The organism is Egibacteraceae bacterium, assembly GCA_040905805.1.
Lineage (GTDB): Bacteria > Actinomycetota > Nitriliruptoria > Euzebyales > Egibacteraceae > DATLGH01.
In genome coordinates this window covers 26,320-40,811 of the sequence record JBBDQS010000012.1, presented here as the reverse complement: position 1 = coordinate 40,811, position 14,492 = coordinate 26,320, and the positions used below count along the sequence as shown (strand labels likewise).

General features: G+C 74.0%; 15 protein-coding genes. 9 read left to right on the top strand and 6 right to left on the bottom strand.

The window, feature by feature from the left end; translation table 11 throughout:
• Window positions 1-21 precede the first annotated feature (21 nt).
• The 3 genes from WD250_02380 to WD250_02370 are packed head-to-tail and all read right to left on the bottom strand — an operon-like array spanning window position 22 to window position 2,269.
• Window positions 22-231, bottom strand: a complete 210-nt coding sequence (locus WD250_02380; GenBank protein MEX2619044.1) for an acyl-CoA carboxylase epsilon subunit — start codon at window positions 229-231, stop codon at window positions 22-24.
• Window positions 228-716, bottom strand: a complete 489-nt coding sequence (locus WD250_02375; GenBank protein ID MEX2619043.1) for a PH domain-containing protein — start codon at window positions 714-716, stop codon at window positions 228-230. The genes WD250_02380 and WD250_02375 overlap by 4 nt, the downstream gene beginning before the upstream one ends.
• A complete protein-coding gene (locus WD250_02370; GenBank protein MEX2619042.1) occupies window positions 713-2,269 on the bottom strand; it encodes an acyl-CoA carboxylase subunit beta in 1,557 nt (518 codons plus the stop codon). Before WD250_02370 ends, WD250_02375 begins: the two co-directional genes overlap by 4 nt.
• A gap of 57 nt (window positions 2,270-2,326) precedes the next feature.
• On the opposite strand from WD250_02370, the gene WD250_02365 reads away from it, so the two are divergent.
• Together WD250_02365 and WD250_02360 are read left to right on the top strand one after the other, a co-directional pair.
• Window positions 2,327-3,130, top strand: coding sequence for a biotin--[acetyl-CoA-carboxylase] ligase (locus WD250_02365; protein MEX2619041.1), 804 nt, complete (start codon window positions 2,327-2,329; stop codon window positions 3,128-3,130).
• A gap of 33 nt (window positions 3,131-3,163) precedes the next feature.
• A complete protein-coding gene (locus WD250_02360; GenBank protein ID MEX2619040.1) occupies window positions 3,164-3,871 on the top strand; it encodes a DUF192 domain-containing protein in 708 nt (235 codons plus the stop codon).
• Between the two features lie 13 nt (window positions 3,872-3,884).
• On the opposite strand, the gene WD250_02355 is transcribed toward WD250_02360, so the two are convergent.
• From WD250_02355 to WD250_02345, 3 genes are read right to left on the bottom strand one after another with little or no spacing between them, the layout of a single operon-like run.
• Window positions 3,885-4,829 carry a GerMN domain-containing protein gene (locus WD250_02355; protein MEX2619039.1) on the bottom strand — a complete coding sequence of 315 codons (945 nt, stop codon included), beginning with the start codon at window positions 4,827-4,829 and terminating at the stop codon, window positions 3,885-3,887.
• A gap of 28 nt (window positions 4,830-4,857) precedes the next feature.
• The gene (locus tag WD250_02350) at window positions 4,858-5,712 is read right to left on the bottom strand and encodes an LCP family protein (protein MEX2619038.1); all 855 of its coding nucleotides are present in this window, start codon (window positions 5,710-5,712) and stop codon (window positions 4,858-4,860) included.
• A complete protein-coding gene (locus WD250_02345; protein ID MEX2619037.1) occupies window positions 5,709-6,380 on the bottom strand; it encodes a hypothetical protein in 672 nt (223 codons plus the stop codon). The genes WD250_02350 and WD250_02345 overlap by 4 nt, the downstream gene beginning before the upstream one ends.
• Before the next feature lie 162 nt (window positions 6,381-6,542).
• Here WD250_02345 and WD250_02340 point away from each other — a divergent pair, with 162 nt between their 5' ends.
• The 7 genes from WD250_02340 to WD250_02310 all read left to right on the top strand — a co-directional run bounded on the left by WD250_02340 (window position 6,543) and on the right by WD250_02310 (window position 14,336).
• Entirely contained in the window at window positions 6,543-6,914 is a 372-nt protein-coding gene (locus WD250_02340) for a hypothetical protein (protein ID MEX2619036.1), read from the top strand.
• 88 nt (window positions 6,915-7,002) lie between these two features.
• Window positions 7,003-8,631: a carboxyl transferase domain-containing protein gene (locus WD250_02335; GenBank protein MEX2619035.1), complete on the top strand. Its 1,629-nt coding sequence runs from the start codon at window positions 7,003-7,005 to the stop codon at window positions 8,629-8,631.
• Between the two features lie 122 nt (window positions 8,632-8,753).
• On the top strand, window positions 8,754-9,542 hold the full coding sequence (locus WD250_02330; GenBank protein ID MEX2619034.1) for an enoyl-CoA hydratase-related protein: 789 nt from the start codon (window positions 8,754-8,756) through the stop codon (window positions 9,540-9,542).
• Window positions 9,543-9,618: 76 nt separating this feature from the next.
• A complete protein-coding gene (locus WD250_02325; protein MEX2619033.1) occupies window positions 9,619-11,619 on the top strand; it encodes a biotin carboxylase N-terminal domain-containing protein in 2,001 nt (666 codons plus the stop codon).
• Complete coding sequence (locus tag WD250_02320; protein MEX2619032.1) at window positions 11,616-12,548, top strand: hydroxymethylglutaryl-CoA lyase; 933 nt, start codon at window positions 11,616-11,618, stop codon at window positions 12,546-12,548. The genes WD250_02325 and WD250_02320 overlap by 4 nt, the downstream gene beginning before the upstream one ends.
• Complete coding sequence (locus WD250_02315; GenBank protein MEX2619031.1) at window positions 12,545-12,721, top strand: hypothetical protein; 177 nt, start codon at window positions 12,545-12,547, stop codon at window positions 12,719-12,721. Before WD250_02320 ends, WD250_02315 begins: the two co-directional genes overlap by 4 nt.
• Before the next feature lie 457 nt (window positions 12,722-13,178).
• On the top strand, window positions 13,179-14,336 hold the full coding sequence (locus WD250_02310) for an acyl-CoA dehydrogenase family protein (GenBank protein MEX2619030.1): 1,158 nt from the start codon (window positions 13,179-13,181) through the stop codon (window positions 14,334-14,336).
• The last annotated feature ends 156 nt before the right edge of the window (window positions 14,337-14,492 follow it).

The window sequence follows — 14,492 nt, the reverse complement described above, 5'->3', positions numbered from 1 at the left end:
GGGGGGGGGGGCGAAGCTCGCTCAGAGCGGGCCGAGCAGGTCCTGGGGACTGCGGGGCGCACGCGCGCCGAGCGCCTCGCGGCGCGCCGCACGGGCCCAGGCGGCCGCCGGTGGTCGTGGGGGCCGACGCCGGTCTGTCGCGGCGCCGCCGAGCGCGACGACCACGGCCGCGATCTCCTCGGCGGTCGGGGTCCCCGCGACCACCCGCAGATGCCGGGGCGCACCGGTCACGACGACGCCTCGCGCAGGGCTGTTGCGAACGCGTCGGGGTCGGCGGGGCTGACGACCACGGGGCCGTCGTCGGTCTCGCACAGCACCGAGCGGGACCGGTCGGTGACGTAGGCGTGGAACGAGCCGACCCCGGGCCGCCAGAAGGACCCGTACCACCCGAACAGCCCACCCGATCCGAGCTTGCGCACCGAGCGCAGCCCGACCTGCCACGTGGGGCGGTGGACCCGCCCGGCCACGGTGAACTCCCTGCGGCCGAACAGCCGCCGGCGGACGTGCAGCACCCGGCCGTCGACCACGAGCACGCCGGGTGCGTAGCCCCAGGCGAGCAGCAGGATCAGGGCGCCGAGGCCGACGGACAGGGCACGGCTGGCCGGGTCCTCGGCGGTGACCCCGGTGAGCGCCATGACCCCGAGGACGAGCCCGAGCACCGCGACGGTCACCGTCCGGGTCGGGCGGTCGAGCGGCGCGGTGGGGAACTCGGTCACAGCGGCAGGTTCCCGTGCTTGCGCGGCGGGTGGACCTGGCGCTTGGTGCGGGTGAACCGCAGCGCGTCGATGAGCATCGGCCGGGTCCGGCTGGGCTCGATCACGTCGTCGAGGTAGCCCCGCTCCGCGGCCTTCCACGGGTTGGCGAGCTCGCGGTCGTAGTGCTCGACGAGCTCGGCCCGCCGGGCGGCGGGGTCCGCGGCCTCGTCGAGCTCCTTGCGGTAGAGGATGTTGACCGCGCCCTGGGGTCCCATCACCGCGATCTCCGCCGTGGGCCACGCGAGGTTGACGTCGGCCCCGACGTGCTTCGAGCCCATGACGTCGTACGCCCCGCCGTAGGCCTTGCGGATGATGACGGTGAGCTTGGGCACGGTCGCCTCGCAGTAGGCGTACAGCAGCTTGGCCCCGTGGCGGATGATGCCCCCCCACTCCTGGGCCGTGCCCGGCAGGAACCCGGGCACGTCCACGAAGGTCACGACCGGGATGTTGAAAGCGTCGCAGGTGCGCACGAACCGGGCGGCCTTCATGGAGGACGCGGCGTCCAACGTGCCCGCCAGGTGGATGGGCTGGTTGGCGACCACGCCGACCGGGTAGCCGTCGAGCCGGGCGAATCCGATCACGATGTTGGCGGCCCAGTGGGCCTGCACCTCGAAGAACACGCCGTCGTCGACGACGCGGCCGATGATCGCACGCATGTCGTAGGCGGTGTTCGAGGAGTCGGGGACCAGCGTGTCGAGCTCGCGGTCGGCGCGGTCGGGCCGGTCGGAGGGCACGACACGCGGCGGTTCCTCGAGGTTGTTCGCCGGCAGGAAAGACAGCAGGTGGACGATGTCGTCGATGCACGCCTGCTCGTCCTCGGCGGCGAAGTGCGCGACGCCCGACCGGGTGTTGTGGCTCATCGCCCCGCCGAGGTCCTCGAAGGTGACGTCCTCCCCGGTGACCGTCTTGATCACCTCCGGACCGGTGATGAACATGTGGGAGGTCTCCTTCACCATGAACACGAAGTCGGTCATGGCCGGGGAGTAGACGGCGCCGCCCGCGCAGGGGCCCATGATGGCTGAGATCTGGGGGATGACCCCGCTCGCCTGCACGTTGCGGTAGAAGATGTCGCCGTAGCCTCCGAGGGACACCACGCCCTCCTGGATGCGCGCGCCGCCGGAGTCGTTGATGCCGATGACCGGCACGCCCATGCGCACGGCCAGGTCCATCATCTTGACGATCTTCTCGGCGAACACCTCGCCGAGCGACCCGCCGAAGACGGTGAAGTCCTGGCTGAAGACGCAGACCTCGCGACCGGCGACCATGCCGTAGCCGGTGACCACGCCGTCGCCGGGGGCCGCGCGGTCCTGCATGCCGAAACCGGTGGCCCGGTGGACCGCGAGGCGGTCGGTCTCGGTGAACGAGCCGGCGTCGAGCAGGAGGTCGATGCGCTCCCGGGCGGTCAGCTTGCCCTTCGCGTGCTGCTTCTCCACAGCCTGCTCGGAGCCGGCGTGCTCGGCTTCGCGCACCCGCCGGCGCAGCTCCTGGAGCTTCTCCTCGGTGGTCTGGCTCACGGTCTGCTCTCTCCTGGGTGGACGCCGCCGGATTGTAGGAGGTGCGACAGTAGGGCCATGTCCGGCCCGCCCCCAGCTCTCGTCGCGTCCCTCGTCGACGGGCCGTCGCTGGTGGCCGGCGTGGAGTGGCATGCCGAGCTGGCCTCCACCCAGGAGCAGGCGCTGGCGGCCGCGCGGAACGGGGCGCCGGAGATGCACCTGGTGATCGCGGATGCGCAGACCGCCGGGAGGGGGCGGCGCGGGCGGTCGTGGCAGGCGCCGGCCGGCACATCGCTGCTGGTCAGCTGCGTCCTGCGCCCCGCGGCGCCGGCCGGCGTGCTCGCGTTGCTGCCCCTGCTGGCCGGCGTGGCGCTTGCCGAGGTGGCCGATCGCTACTGCCCGCACGTCGCGCTCAAGTGGCCCAACGACCTGCTCCTCGGCGGCCGCAAGGGGGCGGGCATCATGGCCGAGACCGCAGCCGACGGCGCCGTCGTGCTCGGCGTCGGCGTCAACGTCGACTGGCGGGACCACCCACGACCGGCGGACGCGCCGGATGCGACGTCGCTGGCCGAGGCCGGCGGTGCGCCCGTCGGCCGCTGGCGCGTGCTCGCCGCGTTCGCGGGGCTGTTCGGCCGGCGCTACCTCGACTGGCAGGAGCAGCCCACCGGCTTCCTGGACGCCTACCGCGCCCGGTGCGCGACCATCGGGCAACCGGTGCGGCTCACCCGCGGGGACCAGGTGCTCCTCGGCGTGGCCGAGGGGGTGGGCGAGGACGGACTGCTCGAGCTGCGTGACCGTCTGGGCACGCTGCACCGGCTCTGGGCCGGGGACGTGGAGCACGTCCGGGCGCCGTTAACCTGGGGACCCTGCGCACGCCCGTGACCGGGGGCGGCGCTCCCAGGAAAGGCCCGTGTCGTGCGCAACTCCGTGCTGTTGCTGGCCCTGGCGGCGGCCGTGCTCGTCGGTGTGGCGGGGATGGCGGGTGCGACCCACGTCTTCCGCGACGTCCCCCACACCAGCGTCCACGCCCCGGGCATCCACTGGGCCGACGAGCACGGCATCATCGAAGGCTTCGGCGACGGGACCTTCCAGCCGCGCGCCACCATCCTGCGCGACCAGGTCGCCTCGATGCTGCACCGCTACGACCGCCACGTCGACCGCAAGATCGCCGCGGCGCTGGCAGACGTCGAGCCGGAGCGGGACGCGCTCGAGCCACTGCCGCCCTTCAGCCGGTCCAGCGTCATCCTCGACCCGGACGGCGTCCACGTGCCGAAGCCCGTCTACGTCGCCGACACCCCCGACCTGCGCCAGCAGGGGCTGATGGGTGTCGAGGAGCTGCCGCAGGAGGCCGGCATGCTGTTCATGTTCCCGGACGACCGGACCGGCGGGTTCTGGATGCGCGACACGCTCATCCCGCTGTCCATCGCGTTCCTCGCCGAGGACGGCACGGTGCTGGCCATCCTCGACATGGACCCCTGCGAGGCCGACCCGTGCCCGGTGCACGACCCGGGGGTGGCCTACCGGGCCGCACTGGAGGTCAACCAGGGCCGCTTCGCCGACCTCGGGCTCGGGGAGCCGGGCTGGCGGGTCGCCATCCCCGCGACCCTGGGACCGGGCACGTAGGCCAGCGAGCCGCTCAGCCGACGGTGAACTCGACGCTGGTGGTGTAGGGGGGGCGACCTTCTCCATCCGAGGCGTCGGGCTCGATGGCCTCGATCGTCCACGTGCCCGGCGTGGTCGCCTCGGTGTCGAAGGTGTGGCTCCACGGCCCCCGTCGGCCCACGTCGGGTTGCGCCGCGGTGGTGAACGTGTCCTCGGCCACCGTGCCGTCGGGCGCCACCAGGCGCAGCTCCACCGTGGACTCGAAGGTCACCGAGGAGCCCGACGCCGTGACGGGGCCCGGCGGGCGCACGGCCCCCCAGGTGGGCTGCTCGATGATGATGGGCGCGACCGCGGCCGGGTCGGCGGTGAGCGGCTGCGACCAGTCCAGGTGCCCCCACAGCTCGTCGATGGGCTGGCCGTCGACCAGCAGGCGCAGAGCGTCGACGGTCTCGAACTGGGTGGCCGTCTGCGCGAGCTGCTGGGCCAGCGCCGACTCCTGCGCCGAGCTGCCGCCGGCGTCGGCGATGTCGCCGGACAGGTCGATGACCGCGACCCGGTCCTCGATCCGCACGTCGAGGACCTCGGTCCCGGCCGGTACCAGGCTGGTCAGCGCCGGGTGGGCGCTCTGACCGTCCACGACCGCCTCGACCACGGCCCGCAGGACCCGCTCGGTGCCCGGGTCAAGCGGCAGTGTCTCGGGCTCCAGCCAGATCCCGGCCTCGCTCTGGCGCGCGAACCACACCGACGCCTGGCCCCCTCCGGTGACCGCGTCGTTCGTGGGGTCGTCCGCGGGATCGGGTTGCTCGGTGCGGTCCGGGGTGGGGGAGGGGCTGGAGTCGGGCTCAGCGCTCTCGGTCGCCTCGGGCGACGGCGACGACATGCCGGTCGGCTCGTCGTCGGCGTCCTCGCCACAGGCCGCGAGCAGCAGCACGACGACGGCAGCGGCCATGATCAGGCGGTGTCGCAGGTAGCGGTCCATCCCCGAATTCTAACGTGGGCGAGGGTGGCTACGGGCCGACCTGCCCCGCACGGATCCGGTCGAAGGCGTCACCCGGTCGCAGGTGGACGATCGACGAGCCGCCCGGCCCGACGCCGATCGAGCCCCCCAACGGCGTCTGCAGCACCTGCGCGGGCTCGATCTGCAGGGCCAGGCGGGCCAGCGGCAGCAGCTCGGAGCGCGGGATGGACGTGACGGTGTTGCGGGCGAAGAGCGCGACCATGCGTCCGAGCTGCGGCAGGTCGGTGGCCTCGGCACGGATCTGCGCGTGCGTGAAGCGCATGAGGTTGCCGTGGTTGCGCGTGCGCCCGAAGTCCCCGCCGGCCACGGAGCGGCGGTTGCGGACGAACGACAGCGCCTGATGGCCCGCGAGCCGCTGCGGGCCCGGCGAGAAGTTCGAGCCGGAGAACGGGTCGAACATCGGCTGGTCGACGTCGACCAGGACCCCGCCGAGGCCGTCCACCACGTTCTCGATCGAGCGGAAGGTCATGAGGGCCCAGTAGTCGATGCGCACGCCCGTGAAGGCGGCGACGGTCGCGGTGAAGCCCTCGGGACCGAGGTTGAACAGCTGGTCGGAGAGCTTGGCGCCGGCGACGAAGGTGTCCCGGGGGATGTTCACCACGGTCGCGCGGCGCGCGCTGGCGTCCACCGCGATCAGGTGCACCCCGTCGGCACGTCCCCGCAGCGGGTCGCCGGGCCGGTGCGGGGGCCCGAGGTCGGAACCGATCGCCAGGATGGTCAGCAGGCCGTCCTGGGCGTGGGCGGGGTGCACCGAGGCGCGGTGCGCGACGGTGGCGGCGCCTGCCGCACCGACCAGGCCGAGCAGGCAGCCGGCGATCGCCAGGAGGGCGCAGAGCCGCCTCACGAGGTCACCTCGGGCAGGTCGCTGGTGGCCTCCACGGCGTCGGCCCGCCAGCCCTCGGGGGTCGGGATGAAGGTCATCGCGCCCGACAGCGTGGCGGGTGCCGCGCTGTCGTCGGGGCGGACGACGGTCAGCAGCGCCTCGTAGGTGAGCGTCACCGCGTCCACCTCGCCGCCGTGCACCAGGACGTGCGCCTGGGCGGATGCGGGCCCCGTGACGGTGCGCGCCACGGGCAGCGCCACCTGCCCGAGACCCGCCCGGGCCTGCTCGCTGATCGTGCCCAGGGCTCGCGCGGACAGCAGGCGGTCGATCGGGCCGGCGGTGAAGCGCGTGTCCGCGGCGACGAACTGCGCGTCGAGGAAGGCCGCGAGGACGTCGCGGGCCCCCGCCACGGCGCGCACCGCGGCGCCGTCGTCGGCCGGGGGGGCCGCCGCGCCCCGGATCTCGGCGTTGCTCATGCCGACCAGGGTGATGGTGTCCACGGTCAGGTCGAAGGGCACCGCGGGGGTGATGGTGGGCTCGCCGGGGGCGGACGCGGCCGTCTGCGCTCGAGTCTGCGACGGGTCCCGGTCAGCCTCGGGGGACTCGACCTGGTCCGCGCCGGTGCAGGCGACCAGAGCCACCGCGCACAGCGCGGCGGTCACCCCCCGCCGGGCAGCGGCTTTTCCCACCCCCGCATCATGCCACGCCGCGCCGGGCGCCCGGGGCCCGACGGCCGGCAGGCCCCGACGATCGGCCACGGTGGCGCGGTCAAGGATCTTCCGAGTCTGCCGAAGCCATAAGGGACCGCACCCGGGTGTCGTGGCCCCGGGCTTGACCGCGAAGGAGTTCCCATGTGGAGCGATCCGCTGTACACCGACGTGCTGTACATCCCCGATGACATCATCGCGGCCTTCGCCGTGGAGGCCAGAGCGCAGGTGGAGGAGAGCAGGCCGGACCCGCTGGCCGGCGTGGCGGTGGACCCGGCACCGTCCGACCCCCGCGCTGCCCGGCGGCGGCGTGCCACGCGCGTGCGCCGGTTCGTCCTGACCACGGTGGTGTGGCTGGCGCTCATCGCGCTGGGTGTCGCCACGGCGGTCTGGACCGTCGAGTCCTTCTACTCGGCGGCGAGCATGTGGACCACCTTGTCCTTCGGTGGCGGCGCCCTCTGGGTCCTCGGCACGGCCGTGGCGCTGTCCTACCGCTTCCCGCCCCTGCCGGAGTAGCCTCGGCGGTGCCGCCGACCGCCGGGCCGCCGCAGCCACTAGGCTGACAGGCGATGCGTCCCCCATCCCGGCGAGCGGCCTGACCTCCATGCACGACGGTGCTCCCCTCGGCGAGGTGCTCACCAGCACCGCCGACCCCGAGTCCGCGGCCTTCCGGGACAACGAGGCCGCGCACCGGGCCCTGGTCGCCGACCTGCGGGCCCGGCTGGGCGAGGCTGCGCGGGGCGGCAGCGAGACCGCGCGGCAACGGCACACCGCCCGCGGCAAGCTGCTGCCGCGCGACCGGGTGGACATGCTGGTCGACCAGGGCAGCCCGTTCCTGGAGCTGTCACCCCTGGCCGCCCACGGTCTCTACGACGGCGATGCCCCCGGTGCCGGCATCATCACCGGCGTCGGGCGCGTGGCCGGCCGGGAAGCCGTCATCGTCGCCAACGACGCGACGGTCAAGGGCGGCACCTACTACCCGATGACGGTGAAGAAGCACCTGCGGGCCCAGGAGGTGGCGCTCGCCAACCGCCTGCCGTGTTTGTATCTGGTCGATTCCGGCGGCGCCTTCCTGCCCCACCAGGACGAGGTGTTCCCCGACCGCGACGACTTCGGCCGGATCTTCTACAACCAGGCGCAGCTGTCCGCGGCGGGCATCGCGCAGGTCGCCGCGGTGCTCGGCTCGTGCACGGCCGGTGGCGCCTACGTCCCGGCGATGAGCGACGAGACGATCATCGTCGCCGAGCAGGGCACCATCTTTCTCGGCGGGCCGCCGCTGGTGCGGGCCGCCACCGGCGAGGTCGTCACCGCCGAGGAGCTCGGCGGCGGTGACCTGCACGCCCGCACGTCGGGGGTCGTCGACCACCTGGCGGCCGACGACGCGCACGCACTGGCGCTGGTCCGGTCGATCGTGGCGTCGCTCGGCCCGCGGTCGGCGTGCCCGTGGCAGCGGGTTGCGGGAGCCGAGCCCGCCGTCGATCCCGCGCAGCTGCACGGGGTGGTGCCCGTGGATCCCCGCACCCGCTACGACGTCCGCGAAGTCATCGCCCGCCTGGTGGATCACAGCCGGTTCCACGAGTTCAAGGCCCTGTACGGCTCGACGCTGGTGACCGGTTTCGCCCGTGTCCACGGCCACCCCGTCGGGATCGTGGCGAACAACGGCATCCTCTTCAGTGAGTCCGCGCTGAAGGGCGCCCACTTCGTCGAGCTGTGCGACCAGCGCGGCATACCCCTGCTCTTCCTGCAGAACATCTCCGGCTTCATGGTCGGCCGCGAGTACGAGGCGGGCGGGATCGCCAAGGACGGCGCGAAGATGGTCACGGCCGTCTCGTGCGCCGCGGTGCCCAAGCTGACCGTCGTGGTCGGCGGGTCCTTCGGGGCGGGCAACTACGCCATGTGCGGACGGGCGTACGACCCGCGGTTCCTGTGGACGTGGCCCAATGCGCGCATCTCGGTGATGGGCGGCGAACAGGCCGCCACCGTCCTGGCGACCATCCGCCGGGAGCAGGCCGAGGCGGCCGGGCAGGCCTGGTCCACGCAGGACGAGGAGGCGTTCAAGGAGCCGATCCGCGCCCAGTACGAGCGCCAGGGCCACCCCTACTACGCCACGGCTCGCCTCTGGGACGACGGCGTCATCGACCCAGCCGACACGCGCACCATTGTCGGTCTGGCCCTGTCGGCGTGCGCCAACGCCCCCATCGCGCGCGCTCGCTACGGCGTCTTCCGGATGTGACCCGGTGGGGCGTGGCCCGGCGACTTCTCCGGTGGCACGCTCATCGTCCCGGGACGACTACCCGTGACGCGCACCGTGCGGCGGTAGGGTCGCGGGATGCGTCCAGGGATGCGAGGCAGTCGGTGACCGAGCTCGAGGTCGCCCGCGACGAGCGCGGGGTCGCCACCGTCACGATGAACCGCCCGGCGGTCCGCAACGCCTTCGACGACCGCCTCGTCGGCCTGCTGCACGACACTGCTGTGGAGCTCGCCCGCGACGACGACGTGCGGGTCGTCGTGCTCACGGGTGCCGGTGACGCCTTCAGCGCGGGCGCGGACCTCCAGTGGATGCAAAGGGCTCGCGAGGCGTCCTACGAGGACAACGTCGCGGACGCCATGCGCCTCGCGCGGATGTTGCAGGCACTCGACGACCTGCCGAAGCCGCTGGTCGGGCGGGTGCAGGGTCCCGCCATCGGTGGCGGCGCCGGCCTGGTCGCCGTCTGCGACGTCGCCGTCGCGGTCGCCGGGGCCACCTTCGCGTTCACCGAGGTCGCCCTCGGGCTGGCTCCGGCCGTGATCGCTCCCTACGTGGTGCGCAAGGTCGGGCGGTCCTTCGCCCGGTCAGCCTTCGTGACCGGCGCCCGCTTCGGTGCGCCCCGTGCCCGTGAGGTGGGGCTGGTGCACGACGTCGCGGCCGACGGTGCCGCGCTTGACGCCGCCGTCGCGGCCGTGGTGGACCGTTGCCGGCGTGCCGGACCTCAGGCGGTCGCCGTCGCCAAGCGGCTGCCCGACCAGGCGATGGGACCGCTCGACGATGTCGCCGCCGAGATGGCGGAGCTGATCGCCGGGCTGCGGGCCGGCGCGGAGGGCCAGGCGGGCATGGCGGCGTTCCTGGAGGGGGCCACGCCCCCGTGGGTGGCGCGAGACTCGTGAATAGCGCTGGACTGCGTTGTGGATCGGGGCCGTGTGGTGGCCCTGTTCCTGCACGGTCCCGCGTGATGGCCGCGCGATGATGTTCGACACGGTCCTGGTCGCCAACCGCGGGGAGATTGCCGTGCGCGTCATCCGGACGCTGCGCGCGCTCGGGATACGAGCGGTCGCGGTGTACAGCGACGCTGACGTCGACGCCCCCCACGTGCAGGCCGCCGATATCGCCCTGTGGCTGGGGCCTGCGCCCGCCGCCGCCGCCTCCTACCTGGCGATCGAGCGGATCCTCGATGCGGTCCGGCGCACCGGCGCGCAGGCGGTCCATCCCGGCTACGGCTTCCTGGCCGAGCACGCCGGGTTCGCTCGGGCGTGCGCCGACGCGGGGGTCGCCTTCGTCGGTCCGCCCCCCGAGGTCATCGAGGCCATGGGGGACAAGCGCAGCGCGAAGGCCATCGTCGAGGCCGCGGGCGTTCCGGTGGTCCCCGGGGTGCACGCCCCGGACATGGACGACGCGGCGCTGGCCGCGGCGGCCGGCGACGTGGGCTACCCCCTGATCGTGAAGGCCGCAGCCGGCGGCGGTGGCAAGGGCATGCGTGTCGTCACGGAACCGGACCAGCTGGCGCAGGCGCTCGCAGCGGCGCGGCGGGAGGCCCGCGCCGCGTTCGGGGACGATGCGCTCCTGCTCGAGCGCTACGTCTCGGTCGCACGCCACGTCGAGGTGCAGCTGTTCGCCGACGCGCACGGCGGCGTGGTCCACCTGGGTGCGCGCGAGTGCAGCCTGCAGCGGCGCCATCAGAAGCTCGTCGAGGAGTGCCCGGCCCCCGCGATCAGCCGCGCTGCCGGCGACGGGATGGCCCGCAGCGCCGTCGCGGTGGCCGTGGCCTGCGGTTACGTCGGGGCCGGCACCGTCGAGTTCCTCGTGGACGGCGCGGACCCCGACGCCACCCCGGCCTTCCTGGAGATGAACACCCGCCTGCAAGTCGAGCACCCTGTCACCGAGGCGGTCTACGACGTGGACCTGGTGGAGTGGCAGCTGCGGGTCGCCGCGGGGCAGCCGCTGCCGTGCACCCAGGACGACCTGCGTCCGCAGGGCCACGCCATCGAGGCGCGCGTGTACGCCGAGGACCCGGTCCGGGGGTTTCTGCCCACCGGTGGCACCCTGCTCGAGTGCTCGTGGCCGTCGGGTCCGGGCGTGCGCGTGGACCCCGGGGCCGTCGCCGGCACCGCGGTGGGCAGCACGTACGATCCGCTGCTGGGCAAGGTCATCGCCTGGGGCGCCGACCGCCCGGCGGCGTTGCGACGGGTGCGGCGCGCCCTGGAGCGCACGGTCGTGCTCGGCGTGACGGCCAACACGGCGTTCCTCGCCCGCCTGCTCGCCGACCCGCAGGTCGTGGCCGGCACGCTCGACACCGGTCTGGTCCGGCGCCACGTCGAGCAGACGGGCCCTCCTGCCGTCCCCGACCTGCTGCTCGCGGCCGCGGGACTGGTCCGCCTCCTCGACCTCGCCCCCGCCCGTGCGGGGGCAGACCCCTTCGACGCCGTCGACGGCTGGCGCGTCGGTGCGCACGCCTGGGCGCGGTGGCGGGTGCGCGCCGGCGGTCGGCTCGTGACTGTGGCCGTGCGGGGGACACCGGCCGCCGCCGAGGTGCGCCTCGACGACGGTCCGGCGCTGCCCGCCACCGCGCACCGGGACGGCGCGCGGCTCGTCGTGGCGGTCGATGGCGAACAGGCCACGTTCGCGACCGCGACAGCGGACGGCACGGTGTGGCTCGCGGCGCCCGACGTCGGGACGTGGGCGCTGGCCGACGAGCAGGGGATCGTGGCCGCGCGCCACGCGGCCGTGCCGACCGGCGGTGCGCTGCTGTCGCCGATGCCGGGGACAGTGGCGGCGGTGCACGTGGCGGAGGGTGAGGTGGTGCGGCTCGGCCAGACGCTGGCCGTGGTCGAGGCGATGAAGATGGAGCATCCCATCACCGCGGCGAGCGACGGCACGGTCGTCTCCCTCGCGGTGCGCGTCGGCGACACCGTCGGCATGGATCAGCTCCTCGCCGTCGTGGACCCGCGGGAGGGCGAGACCCCATGACCCGCGCGGCGGACCCGGTCGTGCTGGCGGGGTTGCCCGAGCGGGTGACCATCTGGGAGGTCGGCCCGCGCGACGGGCTGCAGAACGAGCCGCGGACCGTCCCGACCGCGGTCAAGCTCGAGCTGATCGGCCGCCTCGCCGACGCGGGCCTGTCCGTCATCGAGGCGACCAGCTTCGTACCGCCCCGGTGGGTGCCCCAGCTGGCCGACGCCGACGCGGTGGTCGCCGGCCTGCCCGAGGGTGCCGGCGCCCGCTTCCCCGTGCTCGTCCCCAACGACCGCGGTCTGGATCGCGCCCTGGCGGCGGGTGCGCACGACGTCGCCATCTTCGGCAGCGCGACGGAGACCTTCGCGCAGCGCAACCTCAACCGCAGCGTCGAGGAGTCGATCGCGATGTTCGCCCCCGTGGTGGCCAGAGCCCGCGCCGAGGACCTGGGTGTGCGCGCCTACCTGTCCATGTGCTTCGGTGACCCGTGGGAGGGGCCGGTGCCCGTCGAGGCCGTCGTGGCGGTCGGACGGCGCCTGCTGGACCTCGGGTGCGACGCCCTGAGCCTCGGCGATACGATCGGGGTCGGCACGCCCGGGCACGTCGCGGCGCTGCTCGCCGCGTTCGGCCGGCACGGCGTCGGCCCCGACCGCCTGGCGGTGCACTTCCACGACACCTACGGCCAGGCGCTGGCCAACACGCTGGCCGCGCTGCAGGCGGGCGTGACCGTGGTGGATGCCGCCGCCGGCGGCTTGGGCGGGTGCCCCTACGCGCAGTCGGCCACGGGCAACCTCGCCACCGAAGACCTCGTCTGGATGCTCGATGGGCTCGGCGTGGCGAGCGGCGTCGACCTGGCCCGCCTGGTGGCGACCAGCAGGTGGATGGAGGGCCAGCTCGGCAAGGCGAGCCCCTCCCGGGTCGTGCGTGCGTGGAGGCAGACGTGAGGGCCGGCCCCGGCGGGGCGGGCCGCGGCGGCGGGCTGCTGTTCGTCGCGGTACTCGTCTTCGTCGCCTACCTGGCGCTGACCGCGCTGGCGGGGGTGGCCCGCCTGGTCCTCGTCGCGGGCCTGCTCGTGGCGATCGCGGTGCTGCTCGCCAACGTCGCCCGTCGCCGCTGAGCGAAGATCCGCGCATCGCCACCCTGGCGCCCGAGAGCGACCTGCGTACTCGCGACATGGCCTCGCGTTGGACGACGCCGCCGCTCACCTCTGAGGCGGCGGCCCGGCTGCGCGATCGGCACGGGCATGATGCCGTGCACGTCACCGAGGTGGGCCTGCGCGCAACCGACGTTACCCGGCGGTAGATGGGGTGGGAGGGACAGATATGTCGCTGAGACCCCATCTACCGGCCGGTAACCAGAGGCAGACCCGAAGATCTGCGAGGTCCGGGTTGTGAGCAGGCGTGCGGGTAGCCCCGGCTACCCAATACGCCCCATGGCCCGCAGGTCCGGGGGGACAGCACGCCCGTCGTCGTCGCGCGGACCGCCTTGGCGTACCGGGGCGGGAGGGCAGCCGGGATCAGCGAGCGCCGGCTCGTAGACTGCCGAGGGCCTGCCGCCCCTCGAAGGGATCATCGATGGCGCTGTCGTTCGCGCTCACGCCCGAGCAGGAGGAGCTGCGCCAGGTGGTGCGCGCGTTCGCGGTCGAGCGGGTGGCCCCGCGCGCCGAGGCGATGAACGCCGACCGTGCGTTCCCGCTCGACCTCGTCGCGGAGATGGGCGCCATGGGCCTGTTCGGGCTGCCCTTCCCCGAGGAGTACGGCGGGATGGGCGGGGACCTGCTGTCGCTGTGCCTGGCCATCGAGGAGATCGGCCGGGTCGACCAGTCCCTCGGGGTGACCCTGGAGGCCGCGGTCGGGCTCGGGGCGATGCCGATCTTCCGGTTCGGCTCCGCGGCGCAGCGGGAGCGCTGGCTACCGCCGCTGGCGCGCGGGGAGCATCTCGCCGCGTTCGGGCTCACCGAGGCGGGCGGGGGCACGGATGCCGCGGCCCTGCGGACCACCGCGGTGCGCGACGGGGACGGGTGGGTGATCGACGGCGCCAAGCAGTTCATCACCAACGCCGGCACCGACATCTCGGCGCTCGTGACGGTCACCGCCGGGACCGGCGAGGTCGACGGCCGCCGGCAGGTCACCAACTTCGTGGTGCCGACCGGCACGCCGGGCTACACGGTCGGCGCGGGCTACCGCAAGGTCGGCTGGCACGCCAGCGACACCCGCGACCTGGCCTTCGAGGGGTGCCGGGTGCCCGCGGATCACCAGCTCGGCGACGAGGGCCGGGGTCTGGCCAACTTCCTCGCTATCCTGGACGAGGGCCGCATCGCCATCGCCGCCCTGGCGGTCGGGCTGATCCAGGGCTGCATCGACGAGTGCGTCGCCTACGCCACCCAGCGCGAGGCCTTCGGGCGCCCGATCGGCGCCAACCAGGGCGTCGCGTTCGCGATCGCCGACATGGAGGTCGCCGCCCAGCTCGCCCGCAACCAGTACCGCTACGCCTGCTGGCTGGCGGCCTCCGGCCAGGCGTTCGCGCGGGCGGCGTCGGTCGCCAAGCTGTTCGCGACCGAGGCGGCGGTCGACGCCGCCCGCGGGGCCTGCCAGGTCTTCGGCGGGTACGGGTTCACCACCGACTACCCCGTGGGCCGCTTCTACCAGGACGCGAAGATCCTCGAGATCGGCGAGGGCACCAGCGAGGTCCAGCGCTTGCTGGTCGCCCGCTCGCTCGGGCTGCCCCTGTAGGCCACGTCCATTCTCCCACACGGGGGACCCCTTGCCGCAAGGGCCGGGTGTGGGGCAGGGTGCGACGGTTGGCCGACGAGGGATGAGGGGGGAGCAGGTGCGGGGGGAGCCGGTGAGGGGGGAGCCGGTGAGGGGGGAGCAGGTGAGGGGGGAGCA